The organism is Gammaproteobacteria bacterium (genome assembly GCA_034522055.1).
GTDB lineage: Bacteria > Pseudomonadota > Gammaproteobacteria > JAABTG01 > JAABTG01 > JAABTG01.
The window spans coordinates 703,590-718,794 of sequence record JAXHLS010000002.1; the positions used below are offsets into that span (position 1 = coordinate 703,590).

The window sequence follows — 15,205 nt, forward strand, 5'->3', positions numbered from 1 at the left end:
CACTCCCCACCACACCATGATCGCCGGCCCGACTCCCAACTGGAGCCATCGCGTCCTGGTGCATTCCCGGATACCCGCCGCCCTGCGACCCTGGGTCTACGAGCCCCATTCCCTGACCCGCCGGCTGGCCCGTCTGTGTGGCGAGGAGGTGGCCGTGGGACTGTTGCGCCACGGCTGGCGCCGGCCCTTCCGGGACGAGCCCCCTCTGCTGGGCCTGGGGCCCCACGACAAGGCACTGGTGCGGCAGGTGCGTCTGCAATGCGGCGAGCGACGTCTGGTGTTCGCCCACAGTGTGATCCCCCGCGCCACCCTGACGGGCCCCTTCCGCCGGCTGGCCAGCCTGGGCACCCGGCCCCTGGCGGATATCCTCTTCACCAGCCCGTCGGTGGTGCGGGAGGCCATGGAGTTCACCCGCCTGACTCCGGCCCTGGCCCTCTACCGCCTGACCCGCCAGGCTCTGGACCTGCCGGAGGGGGTGGAGTTGTGGAGCCGGCGTTCCCGTTTTCGCCTGCGCGGACATCCCCTGCTGGTGACGGAGGTGTTCGCTCCCGCCATCGCCGAGGCCGGCCGGCCCCATGCCTGATCCCGGGCTTGCCGGCCGGCTGCGGGAGTATGGCCGCCTCATGCGGGTGGACCGGCCCATCGGCACCTATCTGCTGCTGTGGCCCGCCCTGTGGGCCCTGTGGCTGTCTTCCGCGGGCCACCCCGACCCGGTGGTGCTGCTGGTGTTCGTGGCGGGGGTCTTCCTCATGCGTTCGGCGGGCTGCGTCATCAATGACTACGCCGACCGCCACTTCGACGGCCATGTGGCGCGCACCCGCGACCGCCCCCTGGCCCGCGGCGCCGTGACGCCCCGGGAGGCCCTGGTGCTGTTCGCCGTGCTGTGCGCCCTCGCCTTCGCCCTGGTGCTGCTGCTCAATCCCCTCACGGTGGCCATGTCCCTGGTGGCGGTGCTACTGGCCGCGATCTATCCCTACTTCAAGCGCATCACCCACCTGCCGCAGCTGGTGCTGGGGCTGGCCTTCAGCTGGTCCATCCCCATGGCCTATACCGCCCATACCGACGCCCTGCCGCCCTTCGAGGCCTGGCTGCTGTATGGGGCGGCGGTGATGTGGACGGTGGCCTATGACACCATGTACGCCATGGTGGATCGGGTGGACGATGTGCGCATCGGCATCAAATCCACCGCCGTGCTGTTCGGCGGCATGGATCGCCTCATCATCGGCGTCCTCCAGGCCATGGTGCTGGTACTGCTGGGGATCGTGGGTCAGCTCCACCAACTCGGCGCCTGGTACTATGCCGGGCTGGTGGTGGCCGCGGGCCTGGCCATCCGCGAGCAGGCCATGATCCGCCACCGCGAGCCCGCACGCTGCTTCGCGGCGTTCCTGCACAACAGCTGGTTCGGCGCCGCCGTCTTCGGCGGCATATTCCTTCACTACCTGCTGGCCTGAGGCCCCCGGGGCCCGGCCTCGGGCCGGGTCCTCGCAGACATGGCATGGCGCGCACCGACCTCGCCGGGGATGGAACACAGAGGCTTTTTCGACACTTCTTGTCGGTTGCAGGAAAAGCGGGGCCGTGTATTCTTGAGCAAATATTGGTGGATTTCCCCTAACTCTCATGGCGATACGCACCGCCCGAGATGATGAAAGAAGAGCGCGTATCGCCATGAGAGTTCCCTCACCCCATCCCTCTCCCAGAGGGAGAGGGGGAGATTGTGCTTCGCGATTTTCACGTTAACATGCGCCCCGCCCGCTATCCCCTCGTCCTGCCCATGACCCTCGCCGCCGCCCTCCTCGGGGGGCTGTCGCCCGTCCCCGCGCGCGCCGAGACGCGGATCGAGGTCACGGGCGGCGACGGCGTGCTGAAAGACAACCTGCGCCTTCACCTGCGCCTCGCCGAGGCGTCCTGCGAGACCCGGCCGGGACACCTGCGCCGGCTCTACGCCGCCGTGGAGGAGGACATCCGGCCCGCCCTCCATGCCCTCGGCTACTACGAGGCGGAGATCCGCAAGGAGCTCGATACCGGCGGCGACTGCTGGCTGGCCACCGTTACCGTCGACCCGGGCCCACCGGTGCGCGTGCGTACCGTCACCGTGGACCTCGACGGCGATGCCCGCGACGATCCGGCCTTCGAGGACCTGCTCGCCGACCTGCCCCTGAAGGAGGGGGATCAGTTGCATCACGGTCGCTACGAAGCCATCAAGGCGGGCCTGCGCAGCCTGGCCCTGGAACGGGGTTATTTCGACGCCCGCCTGACCCGCAGCACCCTGCGTATCCACAAGGCCGAGCAGGCGGCGGACATCCTCATCGACTTCGCCGCCGGGACCCGCTATCGCTTCGGCGAGTTGCGCCTCGGCGAACAGCCCCTCGAAGAAGGCTTCGTACGCCGCCTCGGCGCTTACGACCCGGATGCTCCCTATGAGGTGAGCGCCCTGGTGAGCCTCGACCGCAACCTCAGCAATTCCGGTTATTTCAAAGGTGTGGAGGTCCGGCCCCTGCGGGACCAGGCGACGGGGGAACGCATACCGGTGGAGGTCAACTTCACCCGCGAGTCCCGCCACGCCTGGCGGGCCGGCGTGGGTTTCGCCACGGACAGCGGGCCGCGGGTATCCGCCGGCTACGAGAACCGCTACATCAACCGTCGCGGCCATCGCTTTTCCACCGACGTGCGCCTGTCGCCGGTGATATCCACCCTGTCGGCGGAATACCGCATCCCCGGGAAGGACCCCCATAAGCAGAACTACCGCTTCACCGGGGCCTTCGAACACGACAACACCGACAGCTTCACCAGCGACAGCGTCAATCTCGGCTTCTTCGACAGCCGGCGCGTGGGTCCCTGGAACCACAGCCGCTTCATCAAGGTCCTCAGCGAGCGCTCCGACATCGGCAACGAGGATGTGAGTTCCAACTTCGTGCTGCCCGGCATCGGCTGGAACCGCACCGAGGCCGACGACCCCCTGCGCACCCGGCGCGGCTACCGCCTGGGCCTGGAACTCCAGGGCACCCACGAGGCCCTGCTCTCCAGCACGTCCCTGTTCCAGGTGAAGGCCAATGCCAAGGGCATCTACCGCTTCGCCGACTGGGGACGCGTGACCGGGCGCGTCGACCTGGGCACCACCCTGACCCCGAAGTTCGCCGATCTGCCGGCCTCCCTGAGGTTCTTCGCCGGCGGCGACAACAGCGTGCGGGGCTATGCCTTCCAGAGCCTCGGCCCCAGGGACAGCGACGGCGAAGTGGTGGGCGGCAAGCACCTCATCACCGCCAGCATCGAGTACGAACATCCCCTGTGGAACGAAGACTGGTGGGGAGCGGCCTTCGTGGATGCCGGTAACGCCTTCGATACCGATGACATCCGCGTCAAGCAGGGCTATGGCGGGGGCCTGCGCTGGTACTCGCCGGTGGGCCGTATTCGCCTCGACATCGCCTTCCCCGACGACACCTCCGAGGACGAGTGGCGCATCCACTTCGGCCTCGGGGTCGACCTCTGACATGACCCGGCGCTGGCGTTGGGCCCTCATGGCCGTGGTGGTGGCGATCCTCCTGCCCTTCGTGGCGGCGGCCTGGCTGGTGACCAGCGAGACGGGAAGCCACTGGCTGCTGCGCGCGGCGGCCCGCCTGGCCGGCGACCACGGCATCGAGGTCACATTCGAGCGAGTGGAGGGCACCCTGGCGAGCGACCTCCAATGGCACCGGCTCGGCATCGACGCCCCCGGCCTCGAACTCACCGTGGACCGCCTGGGCCTCGCCTGGCGGCCCCTGGCCCTGTTGGAGGGCCGCCTCCACATCACGGCCCTCAGCGCCACCGGCATCCGCTATCACCTCGAACCCGGCGGCGAGCCGGCGCCCCCGGCCGCGCCCCCTACCCTGCCGGATATCGCCCTGCCCCTGGCCATCCAGGTGGACGAGCTGCGGGTGGAGGACCTCCACATCGCCGGGGAGCCGTCCCGGCGTCTCGAACTCCTGACCCTCACGGCCCGGCTGGACCCCGAAGGACTGACCCTTCGAGACATCGAGATACGCGGCGAGGGCGCCACCGTGACGGGCGAACTGGGCCTCGCGACGAAGGCCCCCCATACCCTGGATGGCGGCCTCACGGCCACCGTGCCGATCCCCGAGGCGGGTCTGCTGGCGGCCCGCCTCGATATCGCCGGCCCCGCCCTGCAGCCCATCCTGACCCTGCGCACCACCGCCCCGGTGGAGGCCGGCGTGGAGGCCCGGCTGGACCTCACCGAAGCGGAGCCGCGGTTCGCCCTCACCCTGGACGCCGCAAGGTTGGGCTGGCCCCTGGAGGGCACGGCGGAAATGACCGTGGAGGACCTGAAGGCACACCTCGAGGGCAGCGCCGGCGACTACGCCCTCGACGCCACCGCCACCCTGGGGGGGCCGGACCTGCCGACGCTACGCGTCGATTCCTTCACGGCCAGGGGCGATACCGCAGGGCTTCGCGATCTCGACGCCCGCCTCCAGGCCCTGGAGGGGACTCTCACCGTCAGCGGCAGCGCCGGTTGGTCGCCGGAACCCCACTGGGACCTGGCGCTGGCGGTGGCCGGACTGAACCCCGGGTCCATGGTGGCAGACTGGCCGGGCGCACTTTCCGGCACCCTCAAGAGCGCAGGCATCGTGGCGGCCACCGGCCTCCAGGCCACGGTGACGGTGGAGCGCCTCGCCGGCCAGCTGCGGGATCTGCCCCTCGCCCTGGGCGGCGAGTTCGGTTACGCCGGCGACCGCGCCACCATCGACACCACCATCGCCGGCCTCGACGGCGAGGTGCGGTTGGCGGGGGAGCTGCGGCCCCAGGCGGATATGCGCTGGGACCTGACCCTGGAGGCGGACGGCATCGATCCCCGGGGCCTGTTGCCCGAGTGGCCGGGCCGGCTGAACGCGCGCATCGGCAGCACGGGCAGCCTGCCGCCGGCAGGGCCTACCGCCACCGTCGCCGTGCAGCGGCTGGAGGGACGCCTGCGGGACCAACCGGTGATGGCCCGCGGTACCCTCGAATACGCGGCCGGCCGCGCCGCCACCGACGGGTTCGTCGTGGCCTCCGGCGACAACCGGCTGACCCTGACGGGCGAGGCCGGGGAACGACTGAACCTCGACTACGCCATCCAGGCCCCGGATCTCGCCGCCGTCTACCCGGGCCTGCGGGGCAACATCCAGGGCGAGGGGCGGGTGGGCGGCACCCCCGCCGCCCCCACCCTGCAGGCCGAACTCACCGCCAGGGGCGTCGGTTTCGAGGCCTACGCCGCCGAGCGCCTAGACCTCGCCGCCACCTGGACCGGCGAACGCGCCGATCTGCGCCTCGAGGCCGCCGGCCTGGCCGGGGGAGGTCAACGCATCGACGACCTCGCGGCGATCATTAACGGCACCCCCGAAAACCATCTCATCACCGTGAACGCCACGGGCCCGGCAGGCAGCCTGGAGCTGGCCGCCCGCGGCGGCCTCGATGGGGAACGCTGGCGCGGTGAACTCACCACCCTGGCCCTGGATGCCCCCATCCCGGGCCCCTGGACCCTGGCCGAGGCGGTGGCCCTGACCCTGTCCCCCGAGGCGGTGGACACCGGGCCCCTGTGCCTGACCCGGGAGGACGCCCGATTGTGTGCCGGCGGCGCCTGGCGCCAGGGCGGCGAGATGGACGTGGCGGGCACCCTGGCCGGCCTGCCCCTGGCCTGGCTGGCCGTCGCACTGCCCCCAGAGACTCGGCTGGCGGGGGACCTGCACGGTGACTTCGGCATCGCCGGCCCCGTTGCGGCACCCGCAGCCACCCTGAGCCTGCGCTCGGATGATGGCACCCTCACCGTGGCCACCGGCGATGATGAGCCCCTCGTGGTGCCCTTCGGCGATGTACGGGTGGATGCCCGCTACGGCCCCGACGGCGGCACGGCCGAGGCCGGCCTGCGCCTCGCCGAGGACGGCGGCCTGCAGGCCCGCATCCGCCTCGGGGCCGGGGAACGACCGGCCCTGAAGGGCCGCATCGACGCCAACTTGCCGGACCTGGCCCTGGTGAGCGGCTTCGTGCCGGCCCTCGCCGAGGTGGACGGCCGCCTGGCTCTCGATGTCGCCGTTGGGGGCACCCTGGAGGCACCCCGCTTCGACGGCCGGCTGGAACTCGCGGACGGCCGCAGCGACGTCGTGGCGGTGGGGTTGGAGTTGCGGGATATGAACATCATGCTGGAGGGCGACGGCAGCGGACCCTTCGCCCTGGCGGGCAGCCTGCGCTCCGGCGAGGGCACCCTGAACCTGGCGGGCAGCGTGGACCCCTTCGCCGCCCCCGGCCCCGGCATCGACCTCACCATCACCGGCGAGCGGGTGCAGGCCGCCGACCTGCCTGACATCGGCGTCGTGGTGTCTCCCGATCTGCGCATCAGGGGCAGCGGCCGCTACCACCTGAGCGGTCGCCTCACCGTACCCCGGGCGCGCATCGAGTTGAAGGAGCTGCCCCCCTCGGCGGTAAAGGTCTCCGACGACGCCGTAGTGGTAGAGAAGCAGGAGGACACGGGGCCCACGGCTGACTCCGCGCCGCCACGACTCACCGCCGACGTGAACGTGGTCCTGGGCAACGAGGTACGTTTCAAGGGCTTCGGCCTCACCACCGGCCTCACCGGCAACCTGGATGCGAAGGTGGGCGCCGAGGGCTCCCAACTGTATGGGCGCATCGACCTGGTGGATGGCGCCTACAAGGCCTACGGCCAGGATCTTCGGGTGGAACAGGGCCGTCTGCTGTTCAACGGCCCGGTGGAGAATCCCACCCTGGACCTGCGGGCCGTGCGTACCTCCAACGATGGCCGGGTCAAGGCCTTTCTCGCCATTAACAGCCCGGTAAGTAATCCGCGCCCCCGCATCTACACCGAGCCCGCCTCGTCAGATGCCGAGGCCCTGGCCTACCTGGTCACCGGGCGGGGGCTGGATCAGGCCGGCCAGCAGGAGGGCCTGGACATGGCCGCCGCCGCCCTGTCCATGGGCTTGAGCCGCAGCGCCCCGGTACTGCAGGACATCGGCCAGCGGCTGGGCCTGGACGAGCTGCGGGTGGAGGGCGGGGCCAACGGCATAGCCGACAGCTCGGTGATCCTGGGCAAATACCTGAACCCCAATCTGTATCTGAGCTACAGCCAGGGCGTGCTGGACACGGTGGGCGAAGTGATCCTCAAATTGCGTCTCACGGAGCACATCGAAGTGGAGAGCCGCTCCGGCACGGAGCAGGCCCTGGATATCTACTACCAGCTCGAGCGCTGACCGGGGAGTCCGCGACGGGGATCACTTTTATCGAAACATTTCCTATGGTTAGAGGGTCGCATGTAAAATAATAAACCCTGTTTACCACTGAACGTCCCAGAGCATGCGTGACTACCGGAACGAACGACCCGCCGACGGTCGCCGCCAGATGCGGCGACGCAGCGACGGGCGGCGCTGGACCGAGCGACGGGTGGCAGAGCGCCGCCAGGGCGACCGCCGGGCCGACTCGGCGGCCGTCCATCCCATTGATTTCGACGTCCTGCCCCTCGAACGGCGGCGTGCCGAGCGCCGCACCGCCATCCGGCGCGCGAGCGAACGGCGTAGTGAGGATCGCCGGGCCCTGGACCGCCGCAACGGCAAGGTGCGGGTGCGCAGGGCCATCCACGCCACCGAGGTGCTGTCCGAGGAGGAGAAGGCATTCCTGCGGGCCCTGGCCACGGAACCACGGCGGAACCCGCCCAATTGAGCCTCGTGCGACCATGGCCGGCGTCGCCGTGCGGTTATTACTTGTCCGGGGACATGTCAAAACCGTGGCCGGCGGCCTAGACTGCTAATGGGAGAATGACCCTGTACGGTGCCCAGGCACCACGCCAGATAAAGATTAGGAGACCCCAATGAGCGACAACATGGTGGATGTAACCGTTCATATCGATGAGAACGTGAGCGCGGAGGTGCGCGCGGCCCTGACAGACAAGCTTCTCGGCCTCAGCGGCGTCATGGCCGCGGTCAGCCACGACGAGAAGCCCCACCTGATGGTGGTGGAGTACGACCCGGAGCGGATCAAGAGCAGCGAGATCCTCGGCACCGTGAAGAACAGCGGGGTCCATGCCGAACTCATCGGCCTGTAGCCCATAAACCCACCGTGCCCAACGGGCACACCTTGTCCCCTCTCCCGCGCAGCGGGGGAGGATGGGCGGGGGAAAGGCGTCGGGCCAATCACCTGTTCGAGATAGAACCCTGCCCTCCCCCACTCAGCGGGGGGAGGGCTCCCGGCTATGGATAGCCGGCGCCCCCGTCAACGGCTCTCGATGATGCGCTCCGCGCCGTCGCCGTCCACGGTGCGCAGCACCACCGGCCGCCGCCATACCCGCTGGATGTACTCCAACACCTTGGCAGAGCGCTCCAGGTCCAGCCCCCGGCCGTCCGTGCGATGGTCGTGCTCCAGGATCAGGGATCCGTCGTTGCCCAGCTCCGCCACCGCGATACGGGGCGCCCCGAAGTTGAACCTGGGGGCCAGGATCTCCTCCACCAGGTCGTCCAGATCGGCGGCCGTGACCGCGATCTCGCCGTTGCGGCGGGCCTGGTAGCGGAACAGGCGCAACTCGCGGGCGAGGGCCTCGTCCAGATGGTTGCGTAGGAAGCCGAAGTCGTCCTCGCAGGACATCACCCGGCGCGCCGCCTCCAGGCCCTGCTCCTCCACCAGGCGCTCCCACAGTACGAAGCCCACGTGATAGGGGTTGATGGCCAGGGCCGTCTGGTCGTCACCGGCGTAGGGGCGCACCACGTCGGAATGGGTCTTGATGGCCTCCAGATACAGATGCTGGGGCAGGAAGTCCGCCTCCCGCAACAGGCGAGCGTGCCAGTAGGAGGCCCAGCCCTCGTTCATGATCTGGCAGGAGAAGAGGGGATGGAAGTAGAACGACTCCTCCCGCACCATGAGGAAGATGTCCCGCTCCCAGTCCTCCATCTGCCCGCCGTAGTTGGCGATGAACCACAGCAGGTCCAGTTCCGGGTGGGGCGGCACGGGCGCCCGCCGGTGCTGGCGCGCCGGCGCCGGCGCGGCCTCGCCCGGCAGGGTCGCGAAGCGGCTGTGGAAGCCGTCGCCAGACCCCTTCGGGGCGTCCTCCACATACTCCGGATAGGGCGGCCGGCGCAGGGGATGATTGACATCGATATGGGGCTCGAGAGCCAGGGCCGCATCCAACACCGCCTCCACCGCGGTCACGCCGTGGGCCTCGATGAAGCCCGCGATCTGCTTGGCGCGCTGGGCCGCCAGGTCCACGATGTCATAGCCCACCTGGCGCTGGCTGGCGGCGAACAGGGCATTGTTCCTGGCGAAGTCGGCGTGGCCGAGGACGTGGGCCACCACCAGGGTGTTCTCCTCCACGCTGTTGTTCTCGGACAGATAGGCACGCCCGGGGTTGCCGGGAAACACCACCTCGAACAGGCGCGAATGGCCCATGCGGTGCTGCACGTACTGGTGGATATAGCGCACCCCGAAGGACCAGTGGGGCATGCGCACCGGCAGGCCGTAGACGGCCACCTCGGTCATGAAGCTGGCGGGTACCAGCTCGAAATCGACGGGATAGTAATCGAGGCCCTGATCCCGGGCCAGGGCCTCCAGCTGCGTCGTATAGCGCTCGAGCTGGTCGTGCATGGCCTTCATGCCGCCTGCTGCTGCCGGAAGAAGGCGCGGATGGCCTTCCACACGTCCCCTTCGTCCCGCAGCGGGTAGCCCACCGCGGCCAGCCCCTCGGCCGCGAGCTGCTGGAACTGGCTGCCGGTCTCGGTCTCCAGGGGCAGATTGATGCCGCGCCCCGTCTCCACGTAGCCGATGAAGTTGGCTACGTCCACCAGCCGGTAGAGGGCCTCCATGCTGGCCACCTCGTCGGTGCGGGCGTTCTCGCCGTCCGAGGCGTAGAAAAGATAGAGGTTGTAACGGTCCGGATTGAAACGCTCGGCGATCACCGCCTCCGCCAGGCCGAAGGCGCTGGAGGCCACGGTGCCCCCCTGGCCCGCCACCTGGAAGAACTCCTCTTCGCTGAATTCCCAGGCCTCGGTGGTGTGGGCGATGAACACGGTGTCGATGTTGCGGTACTGGCGGCGCAGGCCCTGGAGGGCCCAGAAGAAAAAAGTCTTGGCCAGCCGGCGGTCGGCATCGGAGACGCTGGAGGAGACGTCCATCATCATGATGAGGGCGGCATCCGTGGACGGCCGCGGCTTCTTGACCAGCTGCCGGTAGCGCAGGTCGTCGTCCGTGAACATGGGCCCCTCGGTGACCACGCTGCGACGCTTGATGGCCTCCTTGAGGCTGCGCCGCCGATCGAGCCGCGCCCGCGCCCCGCGCCGGTCCCAGCCGCTGCGGATGTAGTCGTCCTCCTCCACCTTGCCGTCCTTGGGCTTGAGGTTGGGAAGCTGCAACTCCTCCCACAGCCAGTCCACGATGTCGTCCACCTTGAGCTCGATGACCATCTCGATGCCGCCACCGCCCTCGCCACTGCCCTTGCGGCCGCCCCGGCCCTGGGTCGGCTCGCCGGGGCGCAGGATGTCGCCGGGCTCGCCCTCGCCCTGCCCCACGCCGCTGCGCGTATCGGAGTCGTCGAGGGTGAAACGGTAGTGCTCCAGCAGGCGCACCGGTACCTGCACGGTGCGCCCACCGCTGCCGGTGAGGATACCGGCCTCGGAGATGAGGTCCGGCAGGCCGCCGCGCACCGCCTCGCGCACCTTCTCGTTGTGGCGCAGCCAGTCGCGGGCGGCGCGGGAGAACAGGTCGTACCAGCCCTGTCCGCCGCCTTCGTCCTGCCTGCCGCCGTGGATCAACATGGTGTCTTTGACCTCATTCCTGGGACAACAGGGTGGTGACGTAGTTGAGGGCCTCCTTGGCGCTGTGCTCGTCGTAGCCGTACTCGTTCACCAGGCGCTCCTGCACCACCGAGATCTTGTGGGCCGTGTCGTCGTCCGGCCGCGCCGAGGAGGCCACCAGCCGCAGCACATCGCGGCGCTCCTCGAACAGGTACTGCTCGATGGCGCGATGCAGGCGGGCGTGGCTGTCGAGGGTGAACTTCTCGCCCTTCTTGAAGGCGATCATGGCCTTGCGCACCACCTCCTGGCGGAAGGAGCCCTTGCCCGAGTCGGAGATGCGGATCTTCTCCTCCACCGAGCGCAGAAAGCGCTCGTCCGGCGGCCGGGTATCGCCGGTGATGGGATCCGTGACCTCCCGCTGGTCGAGGGCCGCCTCCACCTCGTCCAGGTACTTGTCCAGCAGCTCCTGGGCCTCGCTCTCGAAGGAGGCGAACAGGGCCTTGTGGACATCCTCCTTGACCCAGCGGTTGTAGAAGTCCTTGCGGGCGGTCACCAGGAAATCCACCCACTGGGCCTTCTGCTTGGGGTCCATGCGGGCGTCGGACTCGATGGAAGCCTTGATGGCCAGCAACACCTCCATGCTGGTGAGGCTGGCCACCTCGCTGCGGGTGATGGCGCTGGACAGGGCGTTGAGTACGAAACGCGGACTGACCCCCGTGAGGCCCTCCTCGCTGGACTCCGCCTTGATGCGGTCCACCTCGCCCCCGGGTATCCCCTCCACGTCCTCGCCGGCGTACAGGCGCAGCTTCTTGGTGAGGTCGAGATCGGCCCGCTCCGGCTTCTGCAGGCGGGTGAGGATGGCGAACACGGCCGCCGTGCGCAGGGCGTGGGGGTCCAGGTGCACGTCGCGAAACGCCGCCGCCTTGGAGATAAGCTTGTGGTAGATGCGCGCCTCCTCGACGTAGGACAGGGCGTAAGGCACCTGGATGATGACCATGCGGTCCAGCAGGGCCTCGTTTTCCTTCTCCTGCAGGAACTTGCGGAACTCCGCGAGGTTGGTGTGGGCGACGATGGTCTCGTCCAGATGGATGAGGGGGAAACGCGCCACCTTGACGTTCTTCTCCTGGGTCAGGGTGAGCAGCAGGTAGAGAAACTCCCGCTTCACCTTGAGGATCTCGATCATCTCCAGCATGCCGCGGCTGGCGGCGTAGACGGCGCCAGACCAGGACCACGCCCGCGGATCCCCCTCGTCGCCGTACTCCGCCACCTTGGACAGGTCCACCGAGCCTACCAGATCGGCGATATCCGCCGTGGTGGGGTCATGGGGGGCATAAGTACCCACCCCCATGCGATCGGCCTCGGAGATGAAGATACGCTCCACCGGGAATCGCATGAAATCGCCGTCGAACTCCTGCTCCAGGCGCGCCTTGCTGTGGGGCGACAACTCGCCCTTGATGTCCACACCATAGGCCTCGCGGAACTCTGGCCGCAGGCTGTGGGGCACCAGCAGCAGGGGGGACTCGTGAATGGGCGAGCCCTGGAGGCCGTACAGCGCCCCCTCGTCGGTGTGGCTGTATTCCTCGAGGCCGCGTTTCAAGAGGATCACCAGGCTGGACTTGCCGCCGGAGGGCGGCCCCAGCAGCAGCAGCAAGCGCCTGCCCACCTCGGACCCCGCACTGGCGGCCTTGAAATACTCCACCACCCGCTCGAGGGCGGCGTCGATGCCATAGAGTTCCCGGGAGAACAGGGCGTAGGGCGTGGCCTCCTCGCCCTCCTGCTCCTCGCGGCCGGCATACCAGCGCAGCATGTCCCACACGTACTCGTGGCTAGTACGGGACACTTGGTCGGCGTGGTCCGCCAGGACGTCCTCCAGGAACTGTTGGAACGTCCCCTCCCAGCGCTTCGCCCGGTGTTGCTGGGTGAAACTCGTGAGGGACTCGACGAAATGAGCCCGCGTGTTCGTGTCCTGCGTCATGCTGGCCATGGCACCTCCGGCGACTTGAACGATTCCCCCGACACGTGTGTTGGACAGGGGTCCTTCTCTGCCTTACGACACAAGATAGTAGTTAGTTTAGTCTGCCCTGAAGGGACAAATGTTCCATGGCGGTAGAAACGGATGTGCCAACCAGTGCCCACAGTGAGGAACAGGGAGGACGATGTGGGTGGTGTATCGGGGGGGAGGAATGGCGATGAATAGGGGCGGCGCAGGACCCGCCACGCCCGCAGGACTCAGGCCTGGCCGGCCCCTCCCCGTCCACAGCGAAAGGAGACCAGGGCGAGGCCGCGGGAAAGCAGCCAGTCCGCCAGCTTGCCGATGACCAGGAACAGCAGGATGGCCAGGAACCAGCCAAGGAAGTAGGCGGGTCGGAAGGCCAAGGTGGCAGGCGGTGACGGCCCGTCCGCACCGAGTTGGGAAGGCCCGGCGTTGCGGGAAATATCCATGGTGGGCAGGCCGGCGGCCCGCTCGATGGTGACCACCATGGCCTCGATGCGGCCGGGGTCACGATAGAGCCCCACGGCCTCGAACAGCACCGTCACCAGGGCCCACAGGCCGCACACCAATAACAGCAAACCCAGGATGCGCACCGTCACCGTCAAGGCCAGGGACGTCCTGGAACAGACCAACTCGCCGGGTTCCCGCGGCTCCGACTCCTGCACTGACGACTCTCCGTTTGAGATGAGCCCCATGACCGGGCCCCAGGGGCGGGCGGTCGACTGGCGAGCCGATACCGTGGGCTCGGCCTGAGCATATAAGCCATGGCGGTGGCGATCCACTCCCGAGCGCTGCGGCTTTTGCCTCCCGCCGGCCCGTGCCAGCGGCCCCTTGCGGGCCCGCCCCCGGAACGCGCAGCTTGCCCGACGCCTCAGTGAAATGCCGGAACGTGGGTGAGCAGGAAGCGGTGCAGCTTCCGGCACGTCACGTCGAACTCCTTTTGCGCGGATTCGCTGGTCTGCGGCCACACCAGCGGTCCGCCTTCGCCATCGACGAAAGCCGCCAGCAGTGCCGCCACCGTTTGCTTCTTCAACTCGGGATCTTCGTCCCTTCGCCGGATCAGCTCGCCGCCCAGCAAGGTCAAGCCTCGGGGACGACCCTCACGGCCCCCCCGCCTCGCCGGCTGCCCCGGCCGGCTCCATCTGCTCAGGCACGTCGCCGAGGTTGCGGGCCACGGGGTAGGCCTCGAGCCACGCGTCGGGGCACGGCCCGACGAGTTCCCGGACCTCTTCCACCTCACCGAACAGCCAAGTTTCCCCAGCCTTGGTGATGCGGACATCGAAGCTTTGTCGCCACCAGGACGGGACATGGGAGACGTAGGCCTCCATGGCCCTGCGGTCAGGGGTGATGTAGCGGGTGCACATGGTTTATGACGACCTCCAAAAGGGGACGGAGTCCAAAAGGGGACGGAGGGATTAAAGATTAATCCCTCCGTCCCCTTTTTACGCAAGATCTCTGTGACCCAAGATCTCTGACCCCAGATCTCTGCTGTGAGGATTTCCCCGCCAGACGGCGTGCGGGTCGTTCGCAGCCGAACAATTGCGCGCTAGACTCCGGCCTCATCGGGTAACCATCGACCAACTGATGGGCCGATTCGGGTCAATCTTCCTTTCCCTTCCTCCAGACAACAGGTGCGATTCAAGGTGAACAGCTCTGCGATTCAGGCGTCCTTCGAGCGGGTGCGCAGTAACAAGGCCTTCGAGCTTTTCGTCGTCTCGGTGATCATTGCCTCGGCGCTGCTGGTCGGCGTAAAGACCTATGAACTCCCACCGACCAGTCAGTTGTTGCTCGGCTGGCTGGATGTACTGGTCACGGTCATCTTTCTCGCCGAGATCGGCATCCGTTTCATTGCCGAGCCCAACAAGCGCAGGTTCTTTTACAACGCCTGGAACCTGTTCGACACGCTGGTCGTGCTGGTCAGCCTGATCCCGATCGAAAACAGCGATATGGCTCTGGTCGCGCGCCTGGTGCGGGTATTCCGGGTATTGAGGATGGTATCCATCGTGCCGGAACTGCGCATGCTGCTCACCTCGCTGCTGAAAGCACTGCCCCAGCTGGGCTACGTGATCCTGCTGATGTTCATCATCTTCTACATCTATGGCGCGATCGGCGCCACGCTGTTCGAGTCGATCAATCCGACCCTCTGGGGTGACATCGCGATCTCGATGCTCACGCTGTTTCGCGTGATGACCTTCGAGGACTGGACCGACGTGATGTACGAGACCATGACGGTACACCCCTGGAGCTGGTTCTACTATCTGAGCTTCATCTTCTTCACCGCGTTCGCGTTCCTCAACATGGTCATCGGCATCGTCGTCAACGTGATGAACGCGGAGAACGAAAAGCTGCTCAAGATGAAGGCGGAGGAACAGCACGAACCCACCCTTCGGGACATCCAGGCGCAACTCGAACGACTGCAACAACAGCTGGAGCGGAACGACCGCTGAACCTCGGGATCAGG

The 15,205-nt window shown here is 67.9% G+C and carries 13 protein-coding genes; 7 read left to right on the plus strand and 6 right to left on the minus strand.

The annotated features are described in order from the left end of the window. The first annotated feature begins 16 nt into the window (after positions 1–16). The 6 genes from U5S82_03400 (at position 17) to U5S82_03425 (ending at position 8,077) form a co-directional block, all read left to right on the plus strand. Entirely contained in the window at positions 17–583 is a 567-nt protein-coding gene (locus tag U5S82_03400) for a chorismate lyase (protein MDZ7750706.1), read from the plus strand. Further along, on the plus strand, positions 576–1,451 hold the full coding sequence (gene ubiA, locus U5S82_03405) for a 4-hydroxybenzoate octaprenyltransferase (protein MDZ7750707.1): 876 nt from the start codon (positions 576–578) through the stop codon (positions 1,449–1,451). Before U5S82_03400 ends, ubiA begins: the two co-directional genes overlap by 8 nt. A 263-nt stretch (positions 1,452–1,714) precedes the next feature. Beyond that, the gene (locus tag U5S82_03410; protein MDZ7750708.1) at positions 1,715–3,487 is read left to right on the plus strand and encodes an autotransporter assembly complex family protein; all 1,773 of its coding nucleotides are present in this window, start codon (positions 1,715–1,717) and stop codon (positions 3,485–3,487) included. A 1-nt stretch (position 3,488) separates the two neighbouring features. Beyond that, the gene (locus U5S82_03415) at positions 3,489–7,229 is read left to right on the plus strand and encodes a translocation/assembly module TamB domain-containing protein (protein ID MDZ7750709.1); all 3,741 of its coding nucleotides are present in this window, start codon (positions 3,489–3,491) and stop codon (positions 7,227–7,229) included. A gap of 103 nt (positions 7,230–7,332) precedes the next feature. Beyond that, a complete protein-coding gene (locus tag U5S82_03420; GenBank protein ID MDZ7750710.1) occupies positions 7,333–7,695 on the plus strand; it encodes a hypothetical protein in 363 nt (120 codons plus the stop codon). Positions 7,696–7,843: 148 nt separating this feature from the next. Further along, a complete protein-coding gene (locus U5S82_03425; GenBank protein MDZ7750711.1) occupies positions 7,844–8,077 on the plus strand; it encodes an ATP-binding protein in 234 nt (77 codons plus the stop codon). A gap of 167 nt (positions 8,078–8,244) precedes the next feature. Here U5S82_03425 and U5S82_03430 read toward each other — a convergent pair whose 3' ends face one another. From U5S82_03430 to U5S82_03455, 6 genes are all read right to left on the minus strand, one after another. Further along, positions 8,245–9,615 (minus strand): SpoVR family protein, encoded by a 1,371-nt coding sequence (locus U5S82_03430; protein ID MDZ7750712.1) that lies wholly within the window; start codon positions 9,613–9,615, stop codon positions 8,245–8,247. After that, on the minus strand, positions 9,612–10,772 hold the full coding sequence (locus U5S82_03435) for a DUF444 family protein (GenBank protein ID MDZ7750713.1): 1,161 nt from the start codon (positions 10,770–10,772) through the stop codon (positions 9,612–9,614). The genes U5S82_03430 and U5S82_03435 overlap by 4 nt, the downstream gene beginning before the upstream one ends. Before the next feature lie 13 nt (positions 10,773–10,785). After that, positions 10,786–12,735: a serine protein kinase gene (locus U5S82_03440; protein MDZ7750714.1), complete on the minus strand. Its 1,950-nt coding sequence runs from the start codon at positions 12,733–12,735 to the stop codon at positions 10,786–10,788. Positions 12,736–12,980: 245 nt separating this feature from the next. Further along, positions 12,981–13,409, minus strand: coding sequence for a hypothetical protein (locus U5S82_03445; protein MDZ7750715.1), 429 nt, complete (start codon positions 13,407–13,409; stop codon positions 12,981–12,983). A 206-nt stretch (positions 13,410–13,615) separates the two neighbouring features. After that, a complete protein-coding gene (locus U5S82_03450) occupies positions 13,616–13,828 on the minus strand; it encodes a hypothetical protein (protein MDZ7750716.1) in 213 nt (70 codons plus the stop codon). 16 nt (positions 13,829–13,844) lie between these two features. After that, positions 13,845–14,108 carry a hypothetical protein gene (locus tag U5S82_03455; protein MDZ7750717.1) on the minus strand — a complete coding sequence of 88 codons (264 nt, stop codon included), beginning with the start codon at positions 14,106–14,108 and terminating at the stop codon, positions 13,845–13,847. 279 nt (positions 14,109–14,387) lie between these two features. Between U5S82_03455 and U5S82_03460 the strand changes: the two genes are divergently transcribed. Beyond that, a complete protein-coding gene (locus U5S82_03460; GenBank protein ID MDZ7750718.1) occupies positions 14,388–15,191 on the plus strand; it encodes an ion transporter in 804 nt (267 codons plus the stop codon). Positions 15,192–15,205: the final 14 nt, after the last annotated feature.

Coding starts and splice junctions, on each gene's coding strand:
- U5S82_03455 (MDZ7750717.1), bottom strand. CDS start 14,108: ATGTGCACCCGCTACATCACCCCTGACCGCAGGGCCATGGAGGCCTAC.
- U5S82_03400 (MDZ7750706.1), top strand. CDS start 17: ATGATCGCCGGCCCGACTCCCAACTGGAGCCATCGCGTCCTGGTGCAT.
- U5S82_03430 (MDZ7750712.1), bottom strand. CDS start 9,615: ATGAAGGCCATGCACGACCAGCTCGAGCGCTATACGACGCAGCTGGAG.
- U5S82_03415 (MDZ7750709.1), top strand. CDS start 3,489: ATGACCCGGCGCTGGCGTTGGGCCCTCATGGCCGTGGTGGTGGCGATC.
- U5S82_03440 (MDZ7750714.1), bottom strand. CDS start 12,735: ATGGCCAGCATGACGCAGGACACGAACACGCGGGCTCATTTCGTCGAG.
- U5S82_03425 (MDZ7750711.1), top strand. CDS start 7,844: ATGAGCGACAACATGGTGGATGTAACCGTTCATATCGATGAGAACGTG.
- ubiA (MDZ7750707.1), top strand. CDS start 576: ATGCCTGATCCCGGGCTTGCCGGCCGGCTGCGGGAGTATGGCCGCCTC.
- U5S82_03420 (MDZ7750710.1), top strand. CDS start 7,333: ATGCGTGACTACCGGAACGAACGACCCGCCGACGGTCGCCGCCAGATG.
- U5S82_03435 (MDZ7750713.1), bottom strand. CDS start 10,772: ATGTTGATCCACGGCGGCAGGCAGGACGAAGGCGGCGGACAGGGCTGG.